This is a genomic window from Pseudomonas sp. P8_241, from assembly GCF_034008315.1.
Classification (GTDB): Bacteria; Pseudomonadota; Gammaproteobacteria; order Pseudomonadales; family Pseudomonadaceae; genus Aquipseudomonas.
Genome location: NZ_CP125377.1, coordinates 6,317,319 through 6,338,079 on the forward strand (window position 1 = coordinate 6,317,319; position 20,761 = coordinate 6,338,079).

General features: G+C 60.1%; 20 protein-coding genes and 1 other RNA gene. 8 read left to right on the top strand and 13 right to left on the bottom strand.

The window, feature by feature from the left end; genetic code table 11:
* Window positions 1-89: 89 nt before the first annotated feature.
* Complete coding sequence (gene argE, locus QMK58_RS28455; RefSeq protein WP_320395713.1) at window positions 90-1,256, bottom strand: acetylornithine deacetylase; 1,167 nt, start codon at window positions 1,254-1,256, stop codon at window positions 90-92.
* Between the two features lie 155 nt (window positions 1,257-1,411).
* On the opposite strand from argE, the gene QMK58_RS28460 reads away from it, so the two are divergent.
* A complete protein-coding gene (locus tag QMK58_RS28460; protein WP_053163673.1) occupies window positions 1,412-2,779 on the top strand; it encodes an inorganic triphosphatase in 1,368 nt (455 codons plus the stop codon).
* Between the two features lie 108 nt (window positions 2,780-2,887).
* Here QMK58_RS28460 and QMK58_RS28465 read toward each other — a convergent pair whose 3' ends face one another.
* On the bottom strand, window positions 2,888-3,352 hold the full coding sequence (locus QMK58_RS28465; protein WP_053163676.1) for an Lrp/AsnC family transcriptional regulator: 465 nt from the start codon (window positions 3,350-3,352) through the stop codon (window positions 2,888-2,890).
* Window positions 3,353-3,478: 126 nt separating this feature from the next.
* Here QMK58_RS28465 and QMK58_RS28470 point away from each other — a divergent pair, with 126 nt between their 5' ends.
* From QMK58_RS28470 to QMK58_RS28480, 3 genes are all read left to right on the top strand, one after another.
* Entirely contained in the window at window positions 3,479-3,817 is a 339-nt protein-coding gene (locus QMK58_RS28470) for a hypothetical protein (RefSeq protein WP_053163679.1), read from the top strand.
* A gap of 88 nt (window positions 3,818-3,905) precedes the next feature.
* The gene (locus QMK58_RS28475) at window positions 3,906-5,690 is read left to right on the top strand and encodes a GspE/PulE family protein (RefSeq protein WP_053163684.1); all 1,785 of its coding nucleotides are present in this window, start codon (window positions 3,906-3,908) and stop codon (window positions 5,688-5,690) included.
* A 74-nt stretch (window positions 5,691-5,764) separates the two neighbouring features.
* Entirely contained in the window at window positions 5,765-6,085 is a 321-nt protein-coding gene (locus tag QMK58_RS28480) for a DUF2388 domain-containing protein (protein ID WP_320395714.1), read from the top strand.
* Window positions 6,086-6,236: 151 nt separating this feature from the next.
* On the opposite strand, the gene gcvP is transcribed toward QMK58_RS28480, so the two are convergent.
* The 10 genes from gcvP to QMK58_RS28530 form a co-directional block, all read right to left on the bottom strand.
* Window positions 6,237-9,110, bottom strand: a complete 2,874-nt coding sequence (gcvP, locus tag QMK58_RS28485; RefSeq protein ID WP_053163688.1) for an aminomethyl-transferring glycine dehydrogenase — start codon at window positions 9,108-9,110, stop codon at window positions 6,237-6,239.
* Between the two features lie 234 nt (window positions 9,111-9,344).
* Window positions 9,345-9,728, bottom strand: coding sequence for a glycine cleavage system protein GcvH (gcvH, locus tag QMK58_RS28490; protein WP_053163690.1), 384 nt, complete (start codon window positions 9,726-9,728; stop codon window positions 9,345-9,347).
* Window positions 9,729-9,776: 48 nt separating this feature from the next.
* Window positions 9,777-10,859, bottom strand: a complete 1,083-nt coding sequence (gene gcvT, locus QMK58_RS28495; RefSeq protein WP_053163692.1) for a glycine cleavage system aminomethyltransferase GcvT — start codon at window positions 10,857-10,859, stop codon at window positions 9,777-9,779.
* A 153-nt stretch (window positions 10,860-11,012) separates the two neighbouring features.
* Window positions 11,013-12,629, bottom strand: a complete 1,617-nt coding sequence (locus QMK58_RS28500) for an ABC transporter permease (protein ID WP_053163694.1) — start codon at window positions 12,627-12,629, stop codon at window positions 11,013-11,015.
* 201 nt (window positions 12,630-12,830) lie between these two features.
* Window positions 12,831-13,835: an extracellular solute-binding protein gene (locus tag QMK58_RS28505; RefSeq protein ID WP_053163697.1), complete on the bottom strand. Its 1,005-nt coding sequence runs from the start codon at window positions 13,833-13,835 to the stop codon at window positions 12,831-12,833.
* A 135-nt stretch (window positions 13,836-13,970) separates the two neighbouring features.
* On the bottom strand, window positions 13,971-15,188 hold the full coding sequence (locus QMK58_RS28510) for a 2-octaprenyl-3-methyl-6-methoxy-1,4-benzoquinol hydroxylase (RefSeq protein WP_320396569.1): 1,218 nt from the start codon (window positions 15,186-15,188) through the stop codon (window positions 13,971-13,973).
* A 9-nt stretch (window positions 15,189-15,197) separates the two neighbouring features.
* Window positions 15,198-15,683 (bottom strand): DUF4442 domain-containing protein, encoded by a 486-nt coding sequence (locus QMK58_RS28515; RefSeq protein WP_053163700.1) that lies wholly within the window; start codon window positions 15,681-15,683, stop codon window positions 15,198-15,200.
* Window positions 15,676-16,863, bottom strand: a complete 1,188-nt coding sequence (gene ubiH / locus QMK58_RS28520) for a 2-octaprenyl-6-methoxyphenyl hydroxylase (RefSeq protein ID WP_053163702.1) — start codon at window positions 16,861-16,863, stop codon at window positions 15,676-15,678. The genes QMK58_RS28515 and ubiH overlap by 8 nt, the downstream gene beginning before the upstream one ends.
* A complete protein-coding gene (gene pepP, locus QMK58_RS28525) occupies window positions 16,860-18,194 on the bottom strand; it encodes a Xaa-Pro aminopeptidase (RefSeq protein ID WP_053163704.1) in 1,335 nt (444 codons plus the stop codon). The genes ubiH and pepP overlap by 4 nt, the downstream gene beginning before the upstream one ends.
* A gap of 27 nt (window positions 18,195-18,221) precedes the next feature.
* A complete protein-coding gene (locus QMK58_RS28530) occupies window positions 18,222-18,779 on the bottom strand; it encodes a YecA family protein (RefSeq protein ID WP_053163706.1) in 558 nt (185 codons plus the stop codon).
* A 193-nt stretch (window positions 18,780-18,972) separates the two neighbouring features.
* On the opposite strand from QMK58_RS28530, the gene QMK58_RS28535 reads away from it, so the two are divergent.
* The 4 genes from QMK58_RS28535 (at window position 18,973) to QMK58_RS28550 (ending at window position 20,397) form a co-directional block, all read left to right on the top strand.
* Window positions 18,973-19,182 carry a TIGR02449 family protein gene (locus QMK58_RS28535; RefSeq protein ID WP_007982902.1) on the top strand — a complete coding sequence of 70 codons (210 nt, stop codon included), beginning with the start codon at window positions 18,973-18,975 and terminating at the stop codon, window positions 19,180-19,182.
* The gene (locus QMK58_RS28540; RefSeq protein WP_053163708.1) at window positions 19,179-19,496 is read left to right on the top strand and encodes a cell division protein ZapA; all 318 of its coding nucleotides are present in this window, start codon (window positions 19,179-19,181) and stop codon (window positions 19,494-19,496) included. Before QMK58_RS28535 ends, QMK58_RS28540 begins: the two co-directional genes overlap by 4 nt.
* Before the next feature lie 30 nt (window positions 19,497-19,526).
* A non-coding RNA gene (ssrS, locus tag QMK58_RS28545) (6S RNA) lies at window positions 19,527-19,705 on the top strand.
* 86 nt (window positions 19,706-19,791) lie between these two features.
* On the top strand, window positions 19,792-20,397 hold the full coding sequence (locus tag QMK58_RS28550; RefSeq protein WP_320395715.1) for a 5-formyltetrahydrofolate cyclo-ligase: 606 nt from the start codon (window positions 19,792-19,794) through the stop codon (window positions 20,395-20,397).
* Window positions 20,398-20,432: 35 nt separating this feature from the next.
* On the opposite strand, the gene QMK58_RS28555 is transcribed toward QMK58_RS28550, so the two are convergent.
* On the bottom strand, window positions 20,433-20,588 hold the full coding sequence (locus tag QMK58_RS28555; RefSeq protein WP_165798728.1) for a hypothetical protein: 156 nt from the start codon (window positions 20,586-20,588) through the stop codon (window positions 20,433-20,435).
* Window positions 20,589-20,761: the final 173 nt, after the last annotated feature.

Below are 20,761 nucleotides of genomic sequence, written 5' to 3' on the forward strand. Positions count from 1 at the left end.
GAAACCTGTAGGAGCCGGCTTGCTGGGGATGCAAGCGCTGCGGTCCATCAGATGAACCGCGTCATTGTTCATCGCCAGCAAGCCGGCTCCTACAGGTCGTGTTGCGTTTGGGCCGGTGTCAGGCAGTAATGTTCGATCAGTTGACGTAATAGATGCACCGTAGGCTGCAAACGTGACATTTCGAGGTATTCCCCCGGTTGATGCGCACAGGCGATATCACCCGGGCCCAGTACCAGCGTTTCGCAGCCAAGACGCTGAAGATAAGGCGCTTCGGTGCCGAACGCCACTGCTTCAGCGCTGTGGCCGGTGAGCTTTTCGGCGATTCGCACCAGTTCCGCGTCCTCGACCTGCTCGAAGGACGGCACTTCGGGGAACAGCGGCGCGTAGGTGATCTTCACCTGATGCCGCTCGGCAACCGGCTTGAGTTTCTGCAGGATCTCGGCACGCAAGACTTTGGGGTCCATGCCGGGCAGCGGACGCAAATCGAACTCCAGCGAACACTGGCCGCAGATGCGATTGGGATTGTCGCCACCATGGATGCAGCCGAAATTCATCGTGGGTGTCGGCACGCCAAATTGTGGATTGCGAAACTCACGCTGCCACAACAGGCGCAGGCCACGCAGCTCACCGATGGCATCGTGCATGGCTTCCAGGGCGCTGTGACCAAGGCGCGGGTCAGACGAATGACCGCTCTGCCCGAGGATGTCGATACGTTCCATCATGATGCCTTTGTGCATGCGAATCGGCTTGAGCCCGGTCGGCTCGCCGATCACCGCGGCACGCCCCAGTGGCCGTCCCGCTGCCGCCAACGCGCGGGCGCCGGACATCGAGCTTTCTTCATCGCAGGTGGCGAGGATCAGCAGCGGTTGCTTGAACGGCTGGTCGAGCAGTGGCTTGACGGCTTCGATGGCCAAGGCGAAAAAGCCTTTCATGTCACAACTGCCCAAGCCAACCCAGCGACCGTCGACTTCGGTCAGTTTCAACGGATCGGTCTGCCACAGTGCGCCATCGAACGGCACTGTGTCACTGTGACCGGCCAGCACCAGCCCGCCGGGACCTGAACCAAAACTGGCCAGCAGATTGAATTTGCCGGGGCTGACTTGCTGGATGTCACAGGCAAAACCCAGGTCGCCAAGCCACGCAGCCAGCAGGTCGATCACATGGCGGTTGGTCTGATCGAGGCTCGCCTGAGTGCAGCTGACAGACGGTGCGGCGATCAGTGCAGCGAACTGATCTTTCATGGACGGCAAAGGCATCGCAGACTCCAACCCCCGAATTGAAGTCCATCATAGAACCATCTGGCGACAGGAATAAACCGTTGCGCGGCGTAGGCAGGTTGAGTCCTGTACACTGCACGACCTTGGCAGCCACATATTCCCCGGCTGCGCTCCCGATCCTGGATTTTCCGGCCATGCAGAAAGAAACCGAAATCAAACTCCGCGTCAGCCGCGAAACCCTCGCCGCCCTGCGCGAGCACCCGTTACTGAAAAAACGCAACAAAAGTGGCTGGGAACGCCGTGAGTTGATGAATCAGTACTTCGACACGCCTGAGCGCGATCTGGCCCAGGCCAAAGTCGCCCTGCGCCTGCGCAAGGATGGCGAAGAAGTCATTCAGACCCTCAAGACCCGTGGCCAGAGCATTGCCGGTCTATCGGTTCGTAACGAGTACGACTGGAACCTGCCCAAAGCAAAGCTCGACCTGAAGAAACTCGACGGCGAATGCTGGCCCGAGGAACTGGCCGAACTGGACAAGAAAACCCTGAAGCCGATCTTCACCACCGATTTCGTCCGTGAGCGCGCCGAAATCGCCTGGGGCCGCGGCAAGACCAAAGTGGTCATCGAAGCCGCGCTGGACCTGGGCCACGTGGTGGTCGGCAAGCAGAAAGAAGAAATCTGCGAGCTGGAACTGGAACTGCGCGAAGGCGAGCCGGCAGCCCTGCTGGAACTGGCTGCCGAGCTGGCTGAAAAACTGGCGCTGATGCCATGCGACATCAGCAAGGCCGAGCGCGGCTATCGCCTGTATGACGCCCACAGTTACTCGTTGAGCCTGCCGGCGCCGCAGATCACCGCCGAAACGCAGTTGGACGACGCTTTTTCTGCGCTGAGCTGGCATTTGCTGAGCAGCAGCCAGCGTTTGGCCGAACAATATCGCTTCAATGGTCACTGGCGCCTGCTGCAGGATTGGGTCGAGTGCCTCGCTGAAATGCGTGCGCTGATCAGCAGCCTCGGCCAGGCCGCTCCGCGTCAATCGACCCACGACCTGCGCGTCGCGCTCGACGCGTTGCTGGAAGACTGGCGCCCGCTGGTTCAGGCCGGCCTGGACGATGAAGACGTGCGCAAAGCCGCGCCTGAGCAGTTCCTCGAAGAACTGGAAGACCCGCGCTGGGGCCTGTTCTCTCTGACCACATCGCGCTGGTTGCTGGCCCGCACCTGGGCTGCCGACCGCAACACCCGTGGCAATCGCCAGGGTGCTGCGCAACTGGGCAGTTGGTTGCCGCGCCTATTGGGCGAGGAAGCCACTTCGTTGCAATTGCAGCGTTATCAGCAACAGCCGGAAGACCTGGCCGAGCAATTGCCGCGTATCGAACGCATCCAGGTGTGGCTGCACCATGCGCGCAACGTGCTGGAGGTCCCGGAAATGGATCGCCTGTATGGCGAGCTGAACAAGCTGGCGCAACTGGCCAACGAATCGATCACCGACGAAGTCCTCGATGCGCGCAAGCAGCAGGCGATTGCGGTGTATCAGAACCGCGCGTGGAAAATGCTGTTGCGCATGTAATACCGCCATCGCCAGCAGGCTGGCTCCCACAGGGGATTTGTGACGTACACAAAACCAATGTGGGAGCCAGCCTGCTGGCGATGGGGCCCGCACAATTACCTCAGTATTTCAGACCGGCAAACTCGTCGTCGACTTGATCTCCGACAACGCCACAATCGAATTCACTTCCTGAATCCCCGGCACCATCGACAGTTTCTCGAAGAAGAATCGCTCGTACGCCTCGATGTCCGCCGTGACAATGCGCAGCAAAAAATCCACCGCCCCCATCAGCACATAACACTCCAGCACCTCCGGAAAGCCGCGAATCGCCTCGGTGAACTCAGTGAAGTTCGAGCGGCCGTGGGCGTTGAGTTTTACTTCGGCGAAGATCTGCGTGTTCAGACCGATTTTCTTGCGGTCGAGCAAGGTCACCTGGGCCCGGATGATCCCTTCCTCTTTCATCCGCTGAATCCGCCGCCAGCACGGCGACTGCGACAGACCAACCTGCTCGGCGATCTGAGCACTGGACAGAGAAGCATCCTCTTGCAGCAAAACGAGGATCTTGCGGTCATAACTGTCCAGTTCGATCGGCATAAATAAACCTTTTAATTGATGATCAGCGAATTGTTTTATTCAACAAGCGCACTAAACGCCTCATCATAGACAAGAAATACCCGGCTTCGGATGTAAATATTTCTCCAATGATTCTGGAGCCCAACCATGCCATTTCTTGAAGCCGTAAACACCCCGCCCACTCGCGCCGATGTCTGGCATGTCAGCAATGCTCACTGCCGCGTGCGTTACCAAATGCTGGCCGAAGCCGAACCGGATATTTTGTGTCGAGCGCTCAACCTGTTTGCCTTGCAGTTTCTGACACCGGAACAGGTCAACGTACAGCGCCAGGATGACCTGCTGCTCATCGACATCGTCATGGACGGACTGAGCTTCCACCGCGCTCAAGTGATCGCGGAAAAACTCAGGAACCTGATCAGCGTCTGCTCCGTCGATCTGCAAACGGCTGATTTCATGTGGGCCGAAGCAACTCAAGCCACGGGCTGAAAAACCCTGACACGGCTTCGTCGAGTAGTGGCCCAACAGTCTGCAACGCCCCGGCTATCCTTTGCGCACTTGTTCAAAAGGAGCCCGCATGTCCGTTCAACTCGCCACTCAGGACCGCTGGCTGGATCTCAACGAGGTACTGCGTGAACTGGTCGCGCAGGGTTTTGTCAGCCAGGACTGCGCCGAACACGCACTCAATGCCCGACGCCGTCACGCCGCCAATGACCAGGTGCACCCGCTGGAATTTATCGCCGATCAACATCTGGACGACCTGAGCCGGACAGGCAAACACCTGGACCTCGAAAACCTCACCCTGTGGCTGTCCCGGCAGGCCGGTCAGCCCTACCTTCGAATCGACCCGTTGAAAATCAACGTTGCGGCCGTGACCCCGCTGATGTCCTACGCCTTCGCCCAGCGCCACAAGATTCTCGTAGTCGCCATCGACCGTGACGCGGTGACAGTGGCCAGCGCCCAACCATACGTCAGCGGCTGGGAGGCTGACCTGACCCACGTGCTCAAGCTGCCGATCAAACGCGTAGTGGCAAATCCGGTGGACATACAGCGCTTCAGCGTCGAGTTCTTCCGGCTGGCCAGATCGGTCACCGGGGCGAACAACTCTGATCAGCAGGTCAATGCCCTGGGCAACTTCGAGCAGTTGCTCAACCTCGGCGCCAGCGATCAGGAGCCGGACGCCAATGACGCGCACATCGTCAACATCGTCGACTGGCTGTTCCAGTACGCATTCCAGCAACGCGCCAGCGATATCCATATCGAGCCTCGGCGCGAACAGGGCACGGTGCGGTTTCGCATCGACGGCGTGTTGCACAATGTCTATCAATTTCCGCCGCAGGTCACCATGGCGATTGTCAGCCGCCTGAAGAGTCTGGGGCGCATGAACGTTGCGGAAAAACGCAAACCCCAGGACGGCCGAGTGAAAACCAAGACGCCAGTCGGCGGCGAGGTCGAATTGCGTCTGTCGACCCTTCCGACGGCGTTTGGCGAAAAAATGGTCATGCGGATTTTCGACCCCGAAGTGCTGCTCAAGGACTTCGATCAGCTTGGGTTTTCCACCGATGACTTGCGCCGCTGGCAAGATATGACCCGCCAGCCCAACGGCATCATCCTGGTCACCGGCCCGACCGGTTCGGGCAAGACCACCACCCTCTACACCACGCTGAAAAAACTGGCGACGCCGGAGGTCAACCTCTGCACCATCGAAGACCCGATTGAAATGGTGGAGTCGTCGTTCAACCAGATGCAGGTCCAGCACAACATCGACCTGACCTTCGCTGCCGGCGTGCGGGCGCTGATGCGGCAAGACCCGGACATCATCATGATCGGCGAAATCCGCGATCTGGAGACGGCGGAAATGGCAATCCAGGCCGCGCTCACCGGCCACCTCGTGCTGTCGACGCTGCACACCAACGACGCCCCCAGCGCCATCAGCCGCCTGCTTGAACTCGGCGTGCCGCATTACCTGATCAAAGCCACAGTGCTCGGTGTCATGGCCCAGCGTCTGGTGCGAACCCTGTGCCCGCACTGCAAGGCGCCGATAAAACTGGGAGACGACGACTGGCAAACCCTGACCCGTCCCTGGCAAGCGCCATTGCCGCTCAATGCCCAACGCGCCGTGGGTTGTGCGGAGTGTCGCGATACCGGCTATCACGGCCGCGCCGGAGTCTACGAAATCATGCAGCTCAGCGACGGCATGAAAGCGCTGATCCGTCCCGACGCCGACCTGCTGGCCGTGCGACGGCAAGCGTTCAAGGAAGGCATGCGCAGCCTGCGCCTGTCGGGAGCGCAAAAAGTCGCGGCCGGTTTGACCACGGTTGAAGAGGTATTGCGGGTGACGCCCCAGAGCGAACAACTTTAGGTAAGGTGATGATTGAACTCGATGGGGGGGAAGGCAATCCAACGGCGGATTTTATCCATTGGAGTCACCTTTTCATGCGTTTCAAACTTGCTGTTGCAACCGTCGCTCTGCTGTCTCTACCTGTCGGTTCGGCAATGGCCGATACGTTTTGGCGTAACGTTCTGACGTCCGGCGCAACCACCGGTTCGTCTTACCTGACATCCAAGGATCACAAGCTGGTCGTTGCAACCCAGGATGACGCCAGCAGCTTCGTTGCCAGCGATGGCGGCATCCGCGGGCCTTACCTGGAAGCCGCCATGCAAGAAGTCCGCGCCGAAAACCCGGGCCTGCAAGCCACGGACATGGAACTGGCGAACGCGATTCTGGCGAGGAATGCCGTGGCTGCTGCGGAGTAAGCTTCGCTGCCGGACTAAAAATGCCGCTCACATGAGCGGCATTTTTATGTCTGAAAGATCGCAGCCTTCGGCAGCTCCTACAGGAGATCGCCATTCAATCGTAGGAGCTGGCGAAGGCTCGGGCCGCGTTCGGAAGATCTTTTGATCTTGCCTAACGGTAATCATCCACCGGCACACACGCACAAAAAAGGTTCCGGTCCCCGTACACGTTGTCCACCCGATTCACCGCCGGCCAGTATTTATGAGCCTTGGTGTGTGCATCCGGGGTGATTGCCTGTTCGACGCTGTACGGCCGTTCCCAGATGCCGGTGATATCGGCGAGGGTATGCGGCGCCCCTTTCAACGGATTTTCTTCGGCGGGCCAGTTGCCGTTTTGCACCTCGTTGATTTCCGCACGAATACTCAGCATCGCCCCGATAAAGCGATCCAGTTCGGCCTTCGATTCACTTTCGGTCGGTTCAACCATTAGCGTTCCCGGCACCGGAAACGACATGGTCGGCGCATGGAATCCGTAGTCCATCAAACGCTTGGCCACATCCTCTTCGGTAATGCCGGTCAGCGCCTTGAGCGGTCGCAAATCGAGAATGCATTCGTGGGCCACACGCTCGTTGCGCCCGGTGTAGAGCACCGGGAATGCGCCGGACAAATGCCGCGCCAGGTAATTCGCGGCGAGGATCGCCACTTCGCTGGCATCCGCCAGTTGCGGCCCCATCATGGCGATGTACATCCAGCTGATCGGCAAAATGCTCGCACTGCCCCAAGGCGCAGCGCTGACCGCACCGTTCTGCGGTTGCGGCCCATCGATCGGCACCACCGGGTGATTGGCCACGAACGGCGCCAGATGCGCGCGCACACCAATCGGCCCCATGCCTGGCCCGCCACCGCCGTGGGGAATGCAAAACGTTTTGTGCAGGTTCATGTGCGACACATCGGCACCGATGTCCGCCGGTCGCGCCAGACCGACCTGGGCATTGAGGTTGGCGCCGTCCATGTACACCTGGCCGCCGTGCTGGTGGATCACTTCGCAAATCTCGCTGATGCCTTCCTCGTACACACCGTGGGTCGATGGGTAGGTCGCCATCAGACAGGCGAGCTTGTCAGAGGCAGCTGCCGCTTTTCCCTTTAGATCGTCGAGGTCGACGTTACCCGCCTCATCGCATTCGACGATCACCACGCGCATACCGGCCATTTGTGCCGACGCCGGATTGGTGCCATGGGCCGATGATGGAATCAGGCAAATATCCCGACCGCCCTGTTGGCGACTCTCGTGGTATTTGCGGATTGCCAGCAGCCCGGCGTATTCACCCTGCGCACCCGAGTTGGGCTGCATGCAAATGGCATCGAATCCGGTAATCGCGCACAGCCAGCGCTCCAGTTCTTCGATCATCAACGTGTAACCCACGGCCTGCTCTTTGGGCACAAACGGGTGCAGGTTGGCGAACTGCGGCCAGGTGATGGGGATCATCTCACTGGTGGCATTGAGCTTCATGGTGCATGAGCCCAGCGGGATCATCGATTGGTTGAGCGCCAGATCCTTGTTTTCCAGTTGCTTGAGGTAACGCAGCATCTCGGTTTCGCTGTGATGGGCGCTGAACACCGGGTGGCGCAGATAAGGCGAAGTTCGCAGCAGCCCTTCGGGAATGCCGCCCGGCAAGGTTTCAGCATCGAGACTCTCAATGCTGAGCCCGTGATCGGCCCCGAGAAAAACATCGAACAGTTTGGCGACGGTGGTTTCATCGCAGGTCTCATCCAGGCTCAGGCCCAGTTGCCCGCGCCCGAGAATACGCAGGTTGATCTGCGCCGCCCGGGCACTTTCGATGATAGCGGTCTGGGTTCCCCCGACATCGAGGGTCAGGGTGTCGAAAAAGTGCTGATTGACGTGGTTGATTCCGTTTCGCGCCAGGCCTTCGGCGAGGATGCAGGTCAGGCGATGGACGCGCTGGGCGATGCGCTTGAGCCCTTCGGGGCCGTGATAAACCGCATAAAAACTGGCGATATTGGCCAGCAACACCTGGGCAGTACAGATGTTCGAGTTGGCCTTTTCCCGACGGATATGTTGCTCGCGGGTTTGCAGGGCCATGCGCAGGGCAATGTTGCCGCGCGCATCCTTGGAAACACCAATGATCCGCCCCGGAATCGCTCGTTTGTATTCGTCTCGACTGGCAAAGAAGGCCGCATGGGGGCCGCCATAGCCCATTGGCACGCCGAAACGCTGGGAGGAACCGAAAACCACATCCGCACCCAATTCCCCGGGAGGCGTCAGCAGCAGCAGACTCAACAGATCCGTGGCGACACAGGCAATCGCTTGCTGGGCATGCAGGTGATCGATCAAGGGTCGCAGATCGCGGATCTCGCCGTGGGTATCTGGGTACTGCATCAGCGCGCCGAACACCTGGTGCTGTTTCAAGTTATCCACAGCGTCGACGACCAGCTCGAATCCGAACCCTTCGGCGCGGGTCTGCACCACGGAAATGGTCTGCGGATGACAGTTCTCATCGACGAAGAACACATTGCTTTTCGACTTGGCGACCCGCTTGGCCAAGGCCATGGCTTCCGCCGCCGCAGTGGCTTCATCCAGCAACGACGCGTTGGCCAGTTCCAGGCCGGTGAGATCGATGGTCAGTTGCTGGAAATTCAACAATGCTTCGAGTCGCCCCTGGGCAATCTCCGGCTGATAGGGCGTGTACGCGGTGTACCAGCCGGGATTTTCCAGCACGTTGCGCAAGATGACAGCCGGTGTGAGGGTGCCGTGGTAGCCCATCCCGATCAGGCTGGTCCAGACCTGGTTCTGTTCGGCGTAACCGCGCAACTTGGCCAGTGCGGCTTCTTCGTCGAGTGCCGGGGGCAGGTCCAGCGCACGGTTCAGGCGGATGCCAGGCGGCACTGTTTGCTCGATCAGCTCAACCCGGCTGCCAAGGCCGAGACTGTCGAGCATCGCCTGCTGCTCGGCGGCATCAGGCCCCAGGTGGCGGCGGAGAAAGGCATTGGGATCGCGTAACTGGCTCAGGGACGGCAACTGGGACATGACGGGCTCTCTCTTGACTGGCGCTCAACGTCGATGCAATACGGTCAAACCAGCATAGCAGCCACCCTTGTAGGAGCGAGCTTGCTCGCGATGACAGCGAGCGCGCCGCGGGGGGCCAGGGTTGTAGCGTTTTCGTTAACGATCCATCGCGAGCAAGCTCGCTCCTACAAGAAGGGAAAATCGCCAGACAACAAAAAGCCCCGACGGGTCGGGGCTTTGGGGTGACGCTTAAGCTTATTCGCCGATGGCGGCCTGGTAACCGGCGGCATCGAGCAGCTTGTCCAGATCAGTGGCATTGCTTGGCTTGATCTTGAAGATCCACGCTCCGTACGGGTCGGAGTTGAGCAATTCCGGGTTGGCGCCCAGCTCTTCGTTGACTGCGATCACTTCACCGGCAATCGGCGAGTAGATGTCGGAAGCGGCTTTAACCGATTCAACGACACCCGCCTGATCTTGAGCAGCAAATACGTTGCCGACTTCGGTCAACTCAACAAATACCACATCACCCAGCGCTTCCTGCGCGTGATCGCTGATGCCCACGGTGACGGTGCCATCGGCTTCCAGACGTGCCCATTCGTGACTTTCGGCAAAACGCAGGTCGGCAGGGATATCGCTCATGTTCTGTGTCCTCAGGAAATGTCAGCGGTCGTTAACCGCTGGAAAAGATTAGATCAAGGTTTTGCCGTGGCGAACGAAGGTCGGTTTGACCACTCGGACCGGGTACCACTTGCCACGGATTTCCACTTCGGCGCGGTCGGCTGTTGCCATCGGCACGCGCGCCAGTGCAATCGACTTGCTAAGCGTAGGAGAGAAACTACCACTGGTGATCTCCCCTTCGCCAACATCGGCTATGCGAACCACCTGATGAGCGCGCAAAACTCCGCGTTCTTCAAGGACCAGCCCTACCAGTTTGTGCTGGATCCCGGCAGCCTTTTCCGCTTCCAGTGCCGAGCGGCCGATGAACTGGCGCGAGGCCGGTTCCCAGGCGATGCTCCAGGCCATGTTGGAGGCCAAAGGCGAAACGTCTTGTTGAATGTCTTGACCGTAGAGGTTCATGCCGGCCTCGACGCGCAAGGTATCCCGGGCACCGAGGCCTATCGGAGAGATTCCGGCACCAACCAGGTCGTTGAAAAATCCCGGCGCCTGATCGGCGGGAAGAATGATTTCCAGCCCATCCTCACCGGTATAACCGGTGCGAGCGATAAACCAGTCCCCGTCGGGCTGCCCTTCGAAAGGCTTGAGTAGCTGGATCAGGTTGCTGCGGGACTGGCTCACCAGTTCCGCAATTTTCTGGCGGGCGTGGGGGCCTTGAATGGCCAGCATCGCCATTTCGGAGCGCTCGCTCAGCTGCACATCAAAGCCGTCGCGATGGGATGATATCCACGCCATGTCCTGATCGCGAGTGGACGCATTGACCACCAGGCGATAACCCTCGTCGAGGCGATAGACGATCATGTCGTCGACGATACCGCCCTGCTCGTTGAGCATGGCGCTGTACAACGCACGGCCAGGGCTGTGCAGGCGCTCGACATCATTGGCCAGCAAATGCTGAAGCCAGGCTTTGGCCTGGAGGCCGCCGACATCGATCACGGTCATGTGGGATACATCGAAGACACCGCAATCGCGGCGCACCTGATGGTGCTCCTCGACCTGCGATCCATAATGCAGAGGCATGTCCCAACCGCCAAAATCGACCATCTTCGCGCCGAGGGCGAGATGAAGGTCATACAGAGGCGTACGCTGTCCCATGGGTTTCTCCTTCCGGGCGTGGCGAAGGTGCGGACAAGTGCTGCGGCTTGAATACCTTGAAAAAAAGGCTTTCAGCCGATTTCAGCTACCTGGTCTGTCAGACGGACCGCACCGAATGCCGCGCATTGTAGCCGCAAGGTGTAGGACTGGCACCTAGGTGTTTCGATGCGCCGAACGTCGGATCAATCCGATGACCGGTAACAAGCCTACCAACACCAGTGTCAGCGCCGGCAAAGACGCCCTCGCCCACTCACCTTCGCTGGTCATTTCAAAGATCCGCACAGCCAGCGTGTCCCAGCCAAACGGACGCATCAGCAAGGTCGCGGGCATTTCCTTGAGTACATCGACAAAAACCAGCAAGGCTGCGCTCAAGGTGCCGGGTAGCAACAACGGCAGATACACTTTGAAAAACAGTCGCGGCCCACTAACACCAAGGCTACGTGCCGCTTCGGGCAAAGAGGGCCGTATACGCGCCAGACTGCTTTCAAGCGGTCCGTATGCCACGGCGATAAAACGCACCAGATACGCCAGCAATAGCGCCGCCAGGCTGCCGAGCAGCAACGGCTTGCCGGCTGCGCCAAGCCAACCGGAGAGCGGAACCACCAGCTCACGATCCAGGTAACTGAACGCCAGCATGATCGAGACAGCCAGCACCGAGCCGGGCAAGGCGTACCCCAGATTAGCCAGGCTGACCCCCGCCCGGATCCCTCGGGTCGGTGCCAGGCGCCGGGCAAACGCAAGAACCAGGGCGACGCTCACGGTAATCAACGCGGCCATCGCTCCCAGATACAAGGTGTGCACGATCAACCCGGTGTAACGCTCATCAAGATCCAGGCGCCCGCGCTGCCAGAACCAGACAACCAGTTGCAGCATCGGAATGACGAAGGCGCAGGCAAACACCAGTGCGCACCAGGTCATGGCCGCCAGCGCCTTGAATCCTCGCAAGTGATACAACGCCTTGACCCGTGGACGCTCGTTGCTCGCCCGGTTGGCTCCGCGAGCACGGCGTTCGCCGTACAGCACGACCATCACCACCAGGAGCAACAAGCTGGCCAATTGCGCGGCAGAGGACAGGCTGAAAAATCCGTACCAGGTCTTGTAGATAGCCGTGGTGAAGGTGTCGAAGTTGAACACCGACACAGCCCCGAAGTCCGCCAGGGTTTCCATCAGCGCCAACGCAACACCCGCGCCAATGGCCGGCCGCGCCATCGGCAATGCCACACGCCAGAACGCCTGCCACGGCGACTGTCCCAGGACCCGCGCCGCTTCCATCAGGCCTTTGCCTTGGGCGAGGAACGCGGTGCGCGCCAGCAGATATACGTAGGGATAGAACACCAGCACGAGCACGACAATTACGCCGCCCGTGGAGCGCACACGTGGCAGACGCAGCCCAGTACCAAACCATTCGCGCAGCAGAGACTGCACCGGCCCGGCGAAATCCAGCAGGCCGACGAAGACGAAGGCCAGCACGTAGGCAGGAATGGCGAACGGCAGCATCAACGCCCAATCAAGCCAGCGTCGACCGGGGAACTCGCAAAGGCTGGTCAGCCAGGCAAGGCTCACGCCTAGAAGCGTCACACCCACACCGACGCCCAACACCAGCGTCAGCGTATTGCCCAACAACCGTGGCATCTGCGTGTCCCAGAGGTGGGACCAGATCTGTTGATCGATGGTTTGCCAGGACAGCAGCAGCACGCTCAGGGGCAGCAGAACCAACGCAGCGATGGCGAAGACCAGGGGATACCAGCGGCGTTGGGCGGGGTGGGCCAAGGACAAAGCTCTCTAAACGATGAAATGGTCAGAATTGGAAGTGGATAGATTTTGTAGGAGCTGGCTTGCCAGCGAAGACGGCCGAAAGATCGCTGCAACACGCAAGAACGCCTTCGCCAGCAAGCAGGCTCCTACAGGAGCAAAACGCGGGGCGCACAAACAAAACGCCCCGCATAGGCGGGGCGCAGTATAACGGGCGACTCAGTTCCAGCCAGCGCGATCCATCAGGCGAATCGCTTCGGCTTGGCGCTTGCCGGCGATTTCCACAGGCAAGGTATCGGCAATGAACTTGCCCCAGGCCGCGACTTCAGCCGATGGCTGCACAGCCGGGTTGGCCGGGAACTCCTGGTTCACATCGGCGAAGATTTTCTGCGCCTCAGGCGTAGTCATCCACTCCACCAGCGCCTTGGCCGCTTCCGGGTGCGGGGCGTACTTGGTCAGGCCGATACCCGACAAGTTGACGTGCACGCCCCGGTCGGCCTGGTTTGGCCAGAACAGTTTTACCGGCAGGTCCGGTTTCTGCTTGTGCAGGCGGCCGTAGTAGTAGGTGTTGACGATGCCGACGTCGCACTGACCGGCATTGATCGCCTCCAGTACCGCGACGTCGTCGGAGAACACGTCGGTCGACAGGTTGTTGACCCAACCCTTGAGAATTTTCTCGGTCTTCTCGGCGCCGTGCACTTCGATCATGGTAGCGGTCAGGGACTGGTTGTAGACCTTCTTCGCCGTGCGCAGGCACAAGCGACCTTCCCAGTTTTTGTCGGCCAGCGCTTCGTAGGTGGTCAGTTCGCCCGGTTTCACGCGGTCAGTGGAATAGGCGATGGTCCGTGCCCGCAGGCTCAGACCGGTCCAGGCGTGGGAAGCGGCGCGATATTGCAGCGGTATGTTGGTGTCGATGGTCTTCGAGGTGAACGGCTGGAGGATGCCCATCTGCTCGGCCTGCCAGAGGTTACCGGCATCGACGGTCAGCAGCAGGTCGGCCGTGGCATTCTCGCCCTCGGCCTTGATGCGCTGCATCAGCGGCGCTTCCTTGTCGGTGATGAACTTCACCTTTACACCGGTCTTGGCGGTGTAGGCATCGAAGACTGGCTTGATCAGCTCGTCGATCCGCGAGGAATAGACCACCACCTCGTCAGCAGCCTGAGCGGCGGTGCTGCCGATCAGGGTCAGGGCGATTGCGGTCAGTAGACGCTTCGGTGCCAACATGGGAGCGGTCTCTCGATTGAAAAAATGAGGCCAAATGATAAGGACTCACATTTCCCTTCTCAATCGAACAGTTTGCGGAGGAGTTACCAGATGTTGCACAACCGCAAATCCCACCGCACTCGCTGTAGGAGAACCTCAGGCTTTGGCGAGCGCTGGCAAATCGCCGATCAGCCCTAACGCCTCACGCACAAACAACGCCTTGGCCTCGGGCATCTGGTCAACCATCTTCAACCCGGTATTGCGCAACCAGCGCACCGGCAGCGGATCGGCCTGGAACAACCGCTCGAAGCCTTCCATCGCGGCCATCAACGCCAGGTTGTGCGGCATGCGACGACGCTCAAACCGGCTGAGCACCTTTACATCCGCAAGCCGCTCGCCTCTGGCAGCGGCTTGCAACAGCACTTCAGCCAACACCGCAGCATCGAGAAATCCAAGGTTCACACCTTGCCCGGCCAGTGGGTGAATGGTGTGGGCCGCATCGCCGATCAACGCCAGGCCTTCAGCCACATAGCGCTTGGCATGGCGTTGACGCAGCGGCACACACAATCGTGGATCGGCACTGAGGACTTCACCGAGCCGCCCTTCGAAGGCCCGCTCAAGCGCCTTGCAGAACCCCTCGTCGTCCATTGCCATCAGGCGATCAGCCTCGCCTGGCGTGGTCGACCAGACAATTGAACACCAATCCTGTTGACCATCCCGCCCCAGCGGCAGGAAGGCCAAAGGACCGTCGTCGGTAAATCGCTGCCAGGCCGTCATTTGATGAGGTTTCGAGCAACGCACACTGGTGACGATCGCGTGGTGCAGGTAATCCCACTCGCGCGTCGCGACACCGGTCAGGCGTCGCACCGCCGAATTGGCGCCGTCCGCCGCGATCACCAGCGGCGCGCGCAAGGTGCGGCCATCGGCCAGGGTCAGCAGCCAGTCGTCACCGGAGCGGCGCATCTGCTCCAGGCGCGCGTTGGCCAGCATCCCCAGGTCGCCATCGTGCAATCGATCAAGCAAGGCATCCTGAACAACGCGGTTCTCGACGATATGCCCCAGCACGTCGGCATGCACGCTGGCGGCCGAGAAGTGGATCTGCCCGGTGCCGCTGCCGTCCCAGACGTGCATGTCGGTGTAAGGGGCACTGCGGCGTTTGACGATACCGTCCCATACGCCCAGGCGCTCGAGAATCCGCTGGCTTGCCGCCGACAAGGCGCTCACCCGCGGTTCAAACGGCGCCTGGTCGTCGAAGCGCTTGACGCTCAACGGGCTGCCGTCCAGCAGCAGCACTTCCAGCCCGCTGTCCTGCAACGCCAGCGCCAGGGCGCTACCAACCATTCCTGCCCCGACAATCAGCAGATCTGCGCGCATTTCCATGCTTTAAGCCTGTCTCTCTTGCGGCTTGAGCCGCACGTAAAGGGTTTTCCCGACCCGGGCCACGAGGTGGCCAGCGCCGTCGTGAATATCGACTTGCAATTGCGGCAGGTATTTTTCGCCATTGGCCGTCTGCCGGCGGATCTCATCGAGCAAGGTGTCGTCGATGGTGAAGCGGGCGAAGACCGGACCTTTGCCCGGCGAGATGAAATCGATGTCGGCGGCTTTGTCCCAGACGATGTATTGGCGTCCGAGGTTTTCCATCAGCATCAACATGAAAAACGGATCGACCATCGAGTACAGGCTGCCCCCGAACTGGGTACCGACGTAATTGCGGTTGTACCAGGTCAGGCCCATGCTCACCCGGACATCCCGGAAGTCATCGCTGATGTGTTGCACCCGCACGCCCGCGCCCAGGTATGGCGGATAGAAGCTCATGAAGCGGCGCATCAATCGCGCCTTGCCGATTTTGCGAGTCAGCCACTTAAGCATCAGGACGAGTACCCAAACCCATGGCCTGGCGAGCGAACCAGCGCTTGGCCGGGGGCAGCAGGTCGAGACCGAGCAAGCCAATGTTGCGCCCCAGGGACACCAGCGGCTGGGTGCTGCCGAACAGCCGCGTGACCTGATCGGAGAAGCCCACGGTGAGGTCCTGATCGAGGCGCTGATGTTCGCGGTACGCCTGCAACGTGGCGAAATCGCCCAGTGGTTTTTCACTGGCGAGCAAGGCATCGGCCAACGCCTGAGCATCACGCAGGGACAGGTTGAAACCCTGGCCGGCAATCGGGTGCAGGCTGTGAGCGGCGTTGCCGAGCACGGCCAGATGCGCACGCACCTGCTCCTCGGCCTCCACCAGCGTCAACGGATACAGATGCCGCGCTCCGACCTGTTTCAACGTGCCGAGGCGATAGCCGAACACGCCCTGCAACTCGCTGAGAAAACTGCGTTCATCGAGGGCCGCGAGCCGTTGCGCGTCCATCCCCAGACGGGTCCAGACCAGCGCACAGCGATTGTCCGGCAGCGGCAGCAATGCCATTGGACCGTCATCGGTGAAGCGCTCGAACGCCATGCCGTTGTGGGATTCGCTCGGGGTGATGTTGGCAATCAGCGCGCTCTGGTTGTACGGGCGCTTCTTGATGCCGATCCCCAGTTGCTCGCGCAGACCGGAACGACCGCCATCGGCGAGCACCGCGAGGTCGCACTCCAGAGTGGTTTCATCGTTGAGGGTCAGGCGATAGCCATCGGTCAGCGGCTCCATGCGCGTAACTTCCGCCGGGCAACGCCAGCTGATCACATCCTTGTCCAGGCCTTGCCACAGGCATTGGCCCAGCCAAGCGTTTTCAACCACATAACCCAGCGCGGGAACGCCCTCTTCCATGGCCGACAGCCGCGCAGTGGAAAAACGGCCACGGTCGGACACATGAATCTGCTTGATCGGTTCGGCGCGACGGGAAATTTCCTGCCAGATGCCCAACCGCTGGTAAATCTGCCGAGAACCGAAGGACAACGCCGAAGAACGGGCGTCGTAACTCGGTTGATACGTGTCGCCAGGGGCAAACGGTTCGATCAGCACGATCTTCCAGCCCCGGGCCTTGGCCCCGGCCTGTAAAGCCAACGCCAGGCTCGCACCGACCAGACCGCCACCGATAATTGCCAGATTGACTCGACTCATGCGGCTTGCGTCCGCGCTTGAGCCATCAGGGCCTCGATCTCGGCAACCGTTTTCGGCACGCCACGGGTCAAGATTTCACAGCCGGTTTTAGTGACCACTACGTCGTCCTCGATGCGCACGCCAATGCCACGCCATTTTTTTGCGACTTTCTGATTGTCCGTAGCAATGTAAATGCCCGGCTCCACGGTCAGCGCCATGCCGACTTCCAGAACGCGCCATTCGCCACCGACCTTGTATTCGCCGACATCATGCACGTCCATCCCCAGCCAATGCCCGGCCCGGTGCATGTAAAAGGCCTTGTAGGCTTCGCTGGCGATCAACTCGTCGATGTCACCCTCAAGCAGGCCGAGTTTGACCAGACCGGCCGTGATGACCCGGACCGTCGCTTCGTGCGCCTGATTCCAGTGCTTGTTCGGTGCGATTTCGGCGAAGGCCGCTTCCTGGGAAGCCAGTACCAACTCGTAAATCGCTTTCTGTTCCGCTGAATACTTGCCGCTGACAGGAAAGGTGCGGGTGATATCACTGGCGTAGCAATCGATCTCGCAACCGGCGTCGATCAACACCAGGTCACCGTCCTTGAGCACCGCATCATTCTGCTGGTAATGCAGGATGCAGCTGTTGCGTCCCGCCGCGACGATCGAACCATAGGCCGGCATTTTCGCTCCGCCCTTGCGGAATTCGTAATCAAGCTCCGCTTCCAGACTGAATTCGTGCAGCCCGGCGCGGCAAGCCTGCATGGCCCGAATGTGCGCTTGGGCGGAAATCCGCGCGGCCTCGCGCATCACCTTCACTTCTGTCGTCGATTTATACAGGCGCATGTCGTGAAGCAGATGATCCAGGGCAACGTATTCGTTCGGTGGCTGGGCGCCGAGGTTGGCCTTGGAGCGGATCACGTTGATCCAGTCCATCAGGTGACGGTCGAATTCGGGGTTGCTGCCCATCGCCGAATACACCCGGTCGCGACCTTCGATCAGGCCCGGCAGGATGTCGTCGATATCGGTGATAGGGAATGCGTCGTCAGCGCCGAAATCGCGAATAGCGCCCTCTTGCCCCGCACGCAGACCATCCCACAACTCGCGTTCGGCGTTGCGTTCGCGGCAGAACAGGATGTATTCGCCATGCACGCGCCCCGGCATTAACACCAGCACAGCCTGAGGCTCGGGAAAACCGCTGAGGTATTGGAAATCACTGTCCTGGCGGTAGACGTGCTCGACATCGCGGTTGCGGATGGCAACTGCGGCGGCGGGCAGAATGGCGATGCTGTTGGGTTCCATCTGCGCCATCAAGGCCTTGCGGCGACGGCTGTATTCCGATTTCGGGATATGGATCATGGGCAGATGGTTTTCCCTTTCTTACGATTAATGCAAAGACGGTTTGGCAGCGGCCGGTACGTCTTTTTTGGTCTCGGAGAACAACAGCAGCGGCGCGACGCGCAGGTACTCCATGACTTCCATATAGTCGTTTTCACCGTCGTCGGACTCCTCCAGGGCGTCTTGCACCTGGGAAATGGCCGCCAGATCCTGCAGAACCTCAGTGGCCTCAGTGCTCAGGGCGCTGCTGTCACGGCAGTTCAGGCCGAAGCCACTGAGGAAACCCTGGCACCATTGGCCCAGGGCGGCGGCACGCTCCGTGAGCGGCGCATCGTCGGTCGGCAGCAACAAAACGACAGTTACGTCATCGCCGGTGAGCTCTCCCTTTACCATCTCTTGCAAACCGATCAAGGCGCTGCGAACGTTGTCCTGCGGCTCGTTTTCGAGCAGTTCGGCCGCATCGATCAGCCAGCCTTCTGGCTCGAAACCAGCGCCGGCGCAGCTGCGGCCGAGCAGCAGTCCATGCAATTCGGCAGGTGAGACGTTATGGCCGCTGGAAGTCAGCAGGGTGGCGAAGGCTTGGTACGGGGAATTCTGAATGGTCATGGGCAGCTAGGCGCCAGACGGCGCTATGTCTAGAATGAAGGCCTTGTATCCTACATCGACTACCCCGTAGGAGCGAGCACGCTCGCGATGGTCGCAAACGATTACGCTGGGTACCTGACACCCCGCAACGTTCTCAGGTTCATCGCCAACACGTTCGCTCACGCAGTCCAACACCCATCAGACAGTGAAGACAATGGAAGACACCGATCTGCAAGCACTGATGGCCAGACTCGAGTTGCTGATTACCCGAGTCGAGCAACTTAAGAGCCAAAACGGACTCTTACTAGCTCAGGAAAAGACCTGGCGCGAGGAACGCGCGCACCTCATTGAAAAAAACGAAATCGCCCGGCGTAAGGTCGAATCGATGATTTCGCGCCTCAAGGCCCTGGAGCAAGACTCATGAGTTCAAGCAATAGCGTCACCGTGCAGATCCTCGACAAAGAGTATTCGATCATCTGCCCCCAGGAAGAACGCAGCAATCTGGTGAGCGCCGCCCGCTACCTGGACGGCAAGATGCGCGAGATCCGCAGCAGCGGCAAAGTCATCGGCGCCGATCGCATCGCCGTAATGGCTGCGCTGAACATCACGCATGACCTGCTGCACAAGGAAGAACGCCCGGATGCACAGGCAAGCGGTTCGACCCGCGAGCAGGTTCGCGACTTGCTCGATCGTGTCGATCTGGTGCTCGCCACCGATCCGGACGTCACCAAAGGCTGATTCGCGCGATCGCTTGAGTTATACTCGCATCACTCCCTGGGGTGCTTGCCAGTTGACCACGTCCCTGAGCCGATTCGCACTACCCTGGAGGTTGCACGTTGGGCTGGTGTGCATGTCCGCTAGACGGAAAGCCTTAAAGCCTACTGCATCTTCCACCTTGAACTTTCGGGTTCAAGGGCTAAGTCAGCAGCGGTCCATCCGGGGAGCCTGATTCCAGTCCGATGCCGGTTCAAATACCGGCATCGGCTTTTTTACGGGTACGATTTACGTATCCGTCCTGCCGAAGCCCGATTCCATGACCGAACCTGCGCTGCTTCCCCGCCCGCAACTTCGACGCATGCTGCGCAAGGCCCGCCGCGCACTGACACCCAGTCAGCAGCGCCAGGCCGCTCGCGGGCTGTATAGACAATTGGCTCAACAGCCATTGTTTCGCCGCGCCAAACACATCTCGCTCTACCTGCCCACCGACGGTGAAATCGACCCGTGCCTGCTGTTGCGTGCCGCCCAACGCCGAGGCAAGGCCACTTACCTTCCGGTGCTGAGCGCCTGGCCGCGAACCAAAATGGCCTTCCAGCGAGTTCGCCCTGGGGAAAAACTCAAGCCCAACCGCTTCCGAATCCTCGAACCACGAGCCAACATCGCCCGCCAGCGCAAAATCTGGGCGCTGGACCTGGTACTGCTTCCGCTGGTGGGTTTTGACGACGTCGGTGGACGACTGGGCATGGGTGGCGGCTTCTATGATCGAAGCCTGGCCTACCTGGCGCGTCGCAATGACTGGCGCAAGCCGACGTTGTTGGGGCTGGCCCATGAATGCCAGAAAGTCGAGCGATTGGCTCAGGCGAGCTGGGATGTGCCGCTGCAAGGGACGGTTACGGACAAGGCCTGGTATTACGCGGATTAGGCGCCACTGGAATCAGCGGCGCCGAAAAGACAGGATCAGCGCTTGAAGGCTGTCGACTGTTGTTGCAGCTCTGCGAGTTCGACCGGCGCATCGGTCTTGTTGGCCCACAGGCTTTGGGCATAGCCAGTGGTCACGACGCCAAGGCCGAACAAAATGACCAAAATCCATAGTAAATCCGGTTTGCGTTTCATCGATTGCCCCCCAAAGGCATATCAACACGATGACAGCAGCGGTTTCCGTTTGTAGGCCGTGCAGCAGCGTCAAGCTTTAAAGGCCGGCATTTTGCGTCAACGTGAACCGCTGCGCAAATGATGGCGTCAACCGACTGTCGGTTTGTCATAAAATCGCCTGACAACCTGCCCAT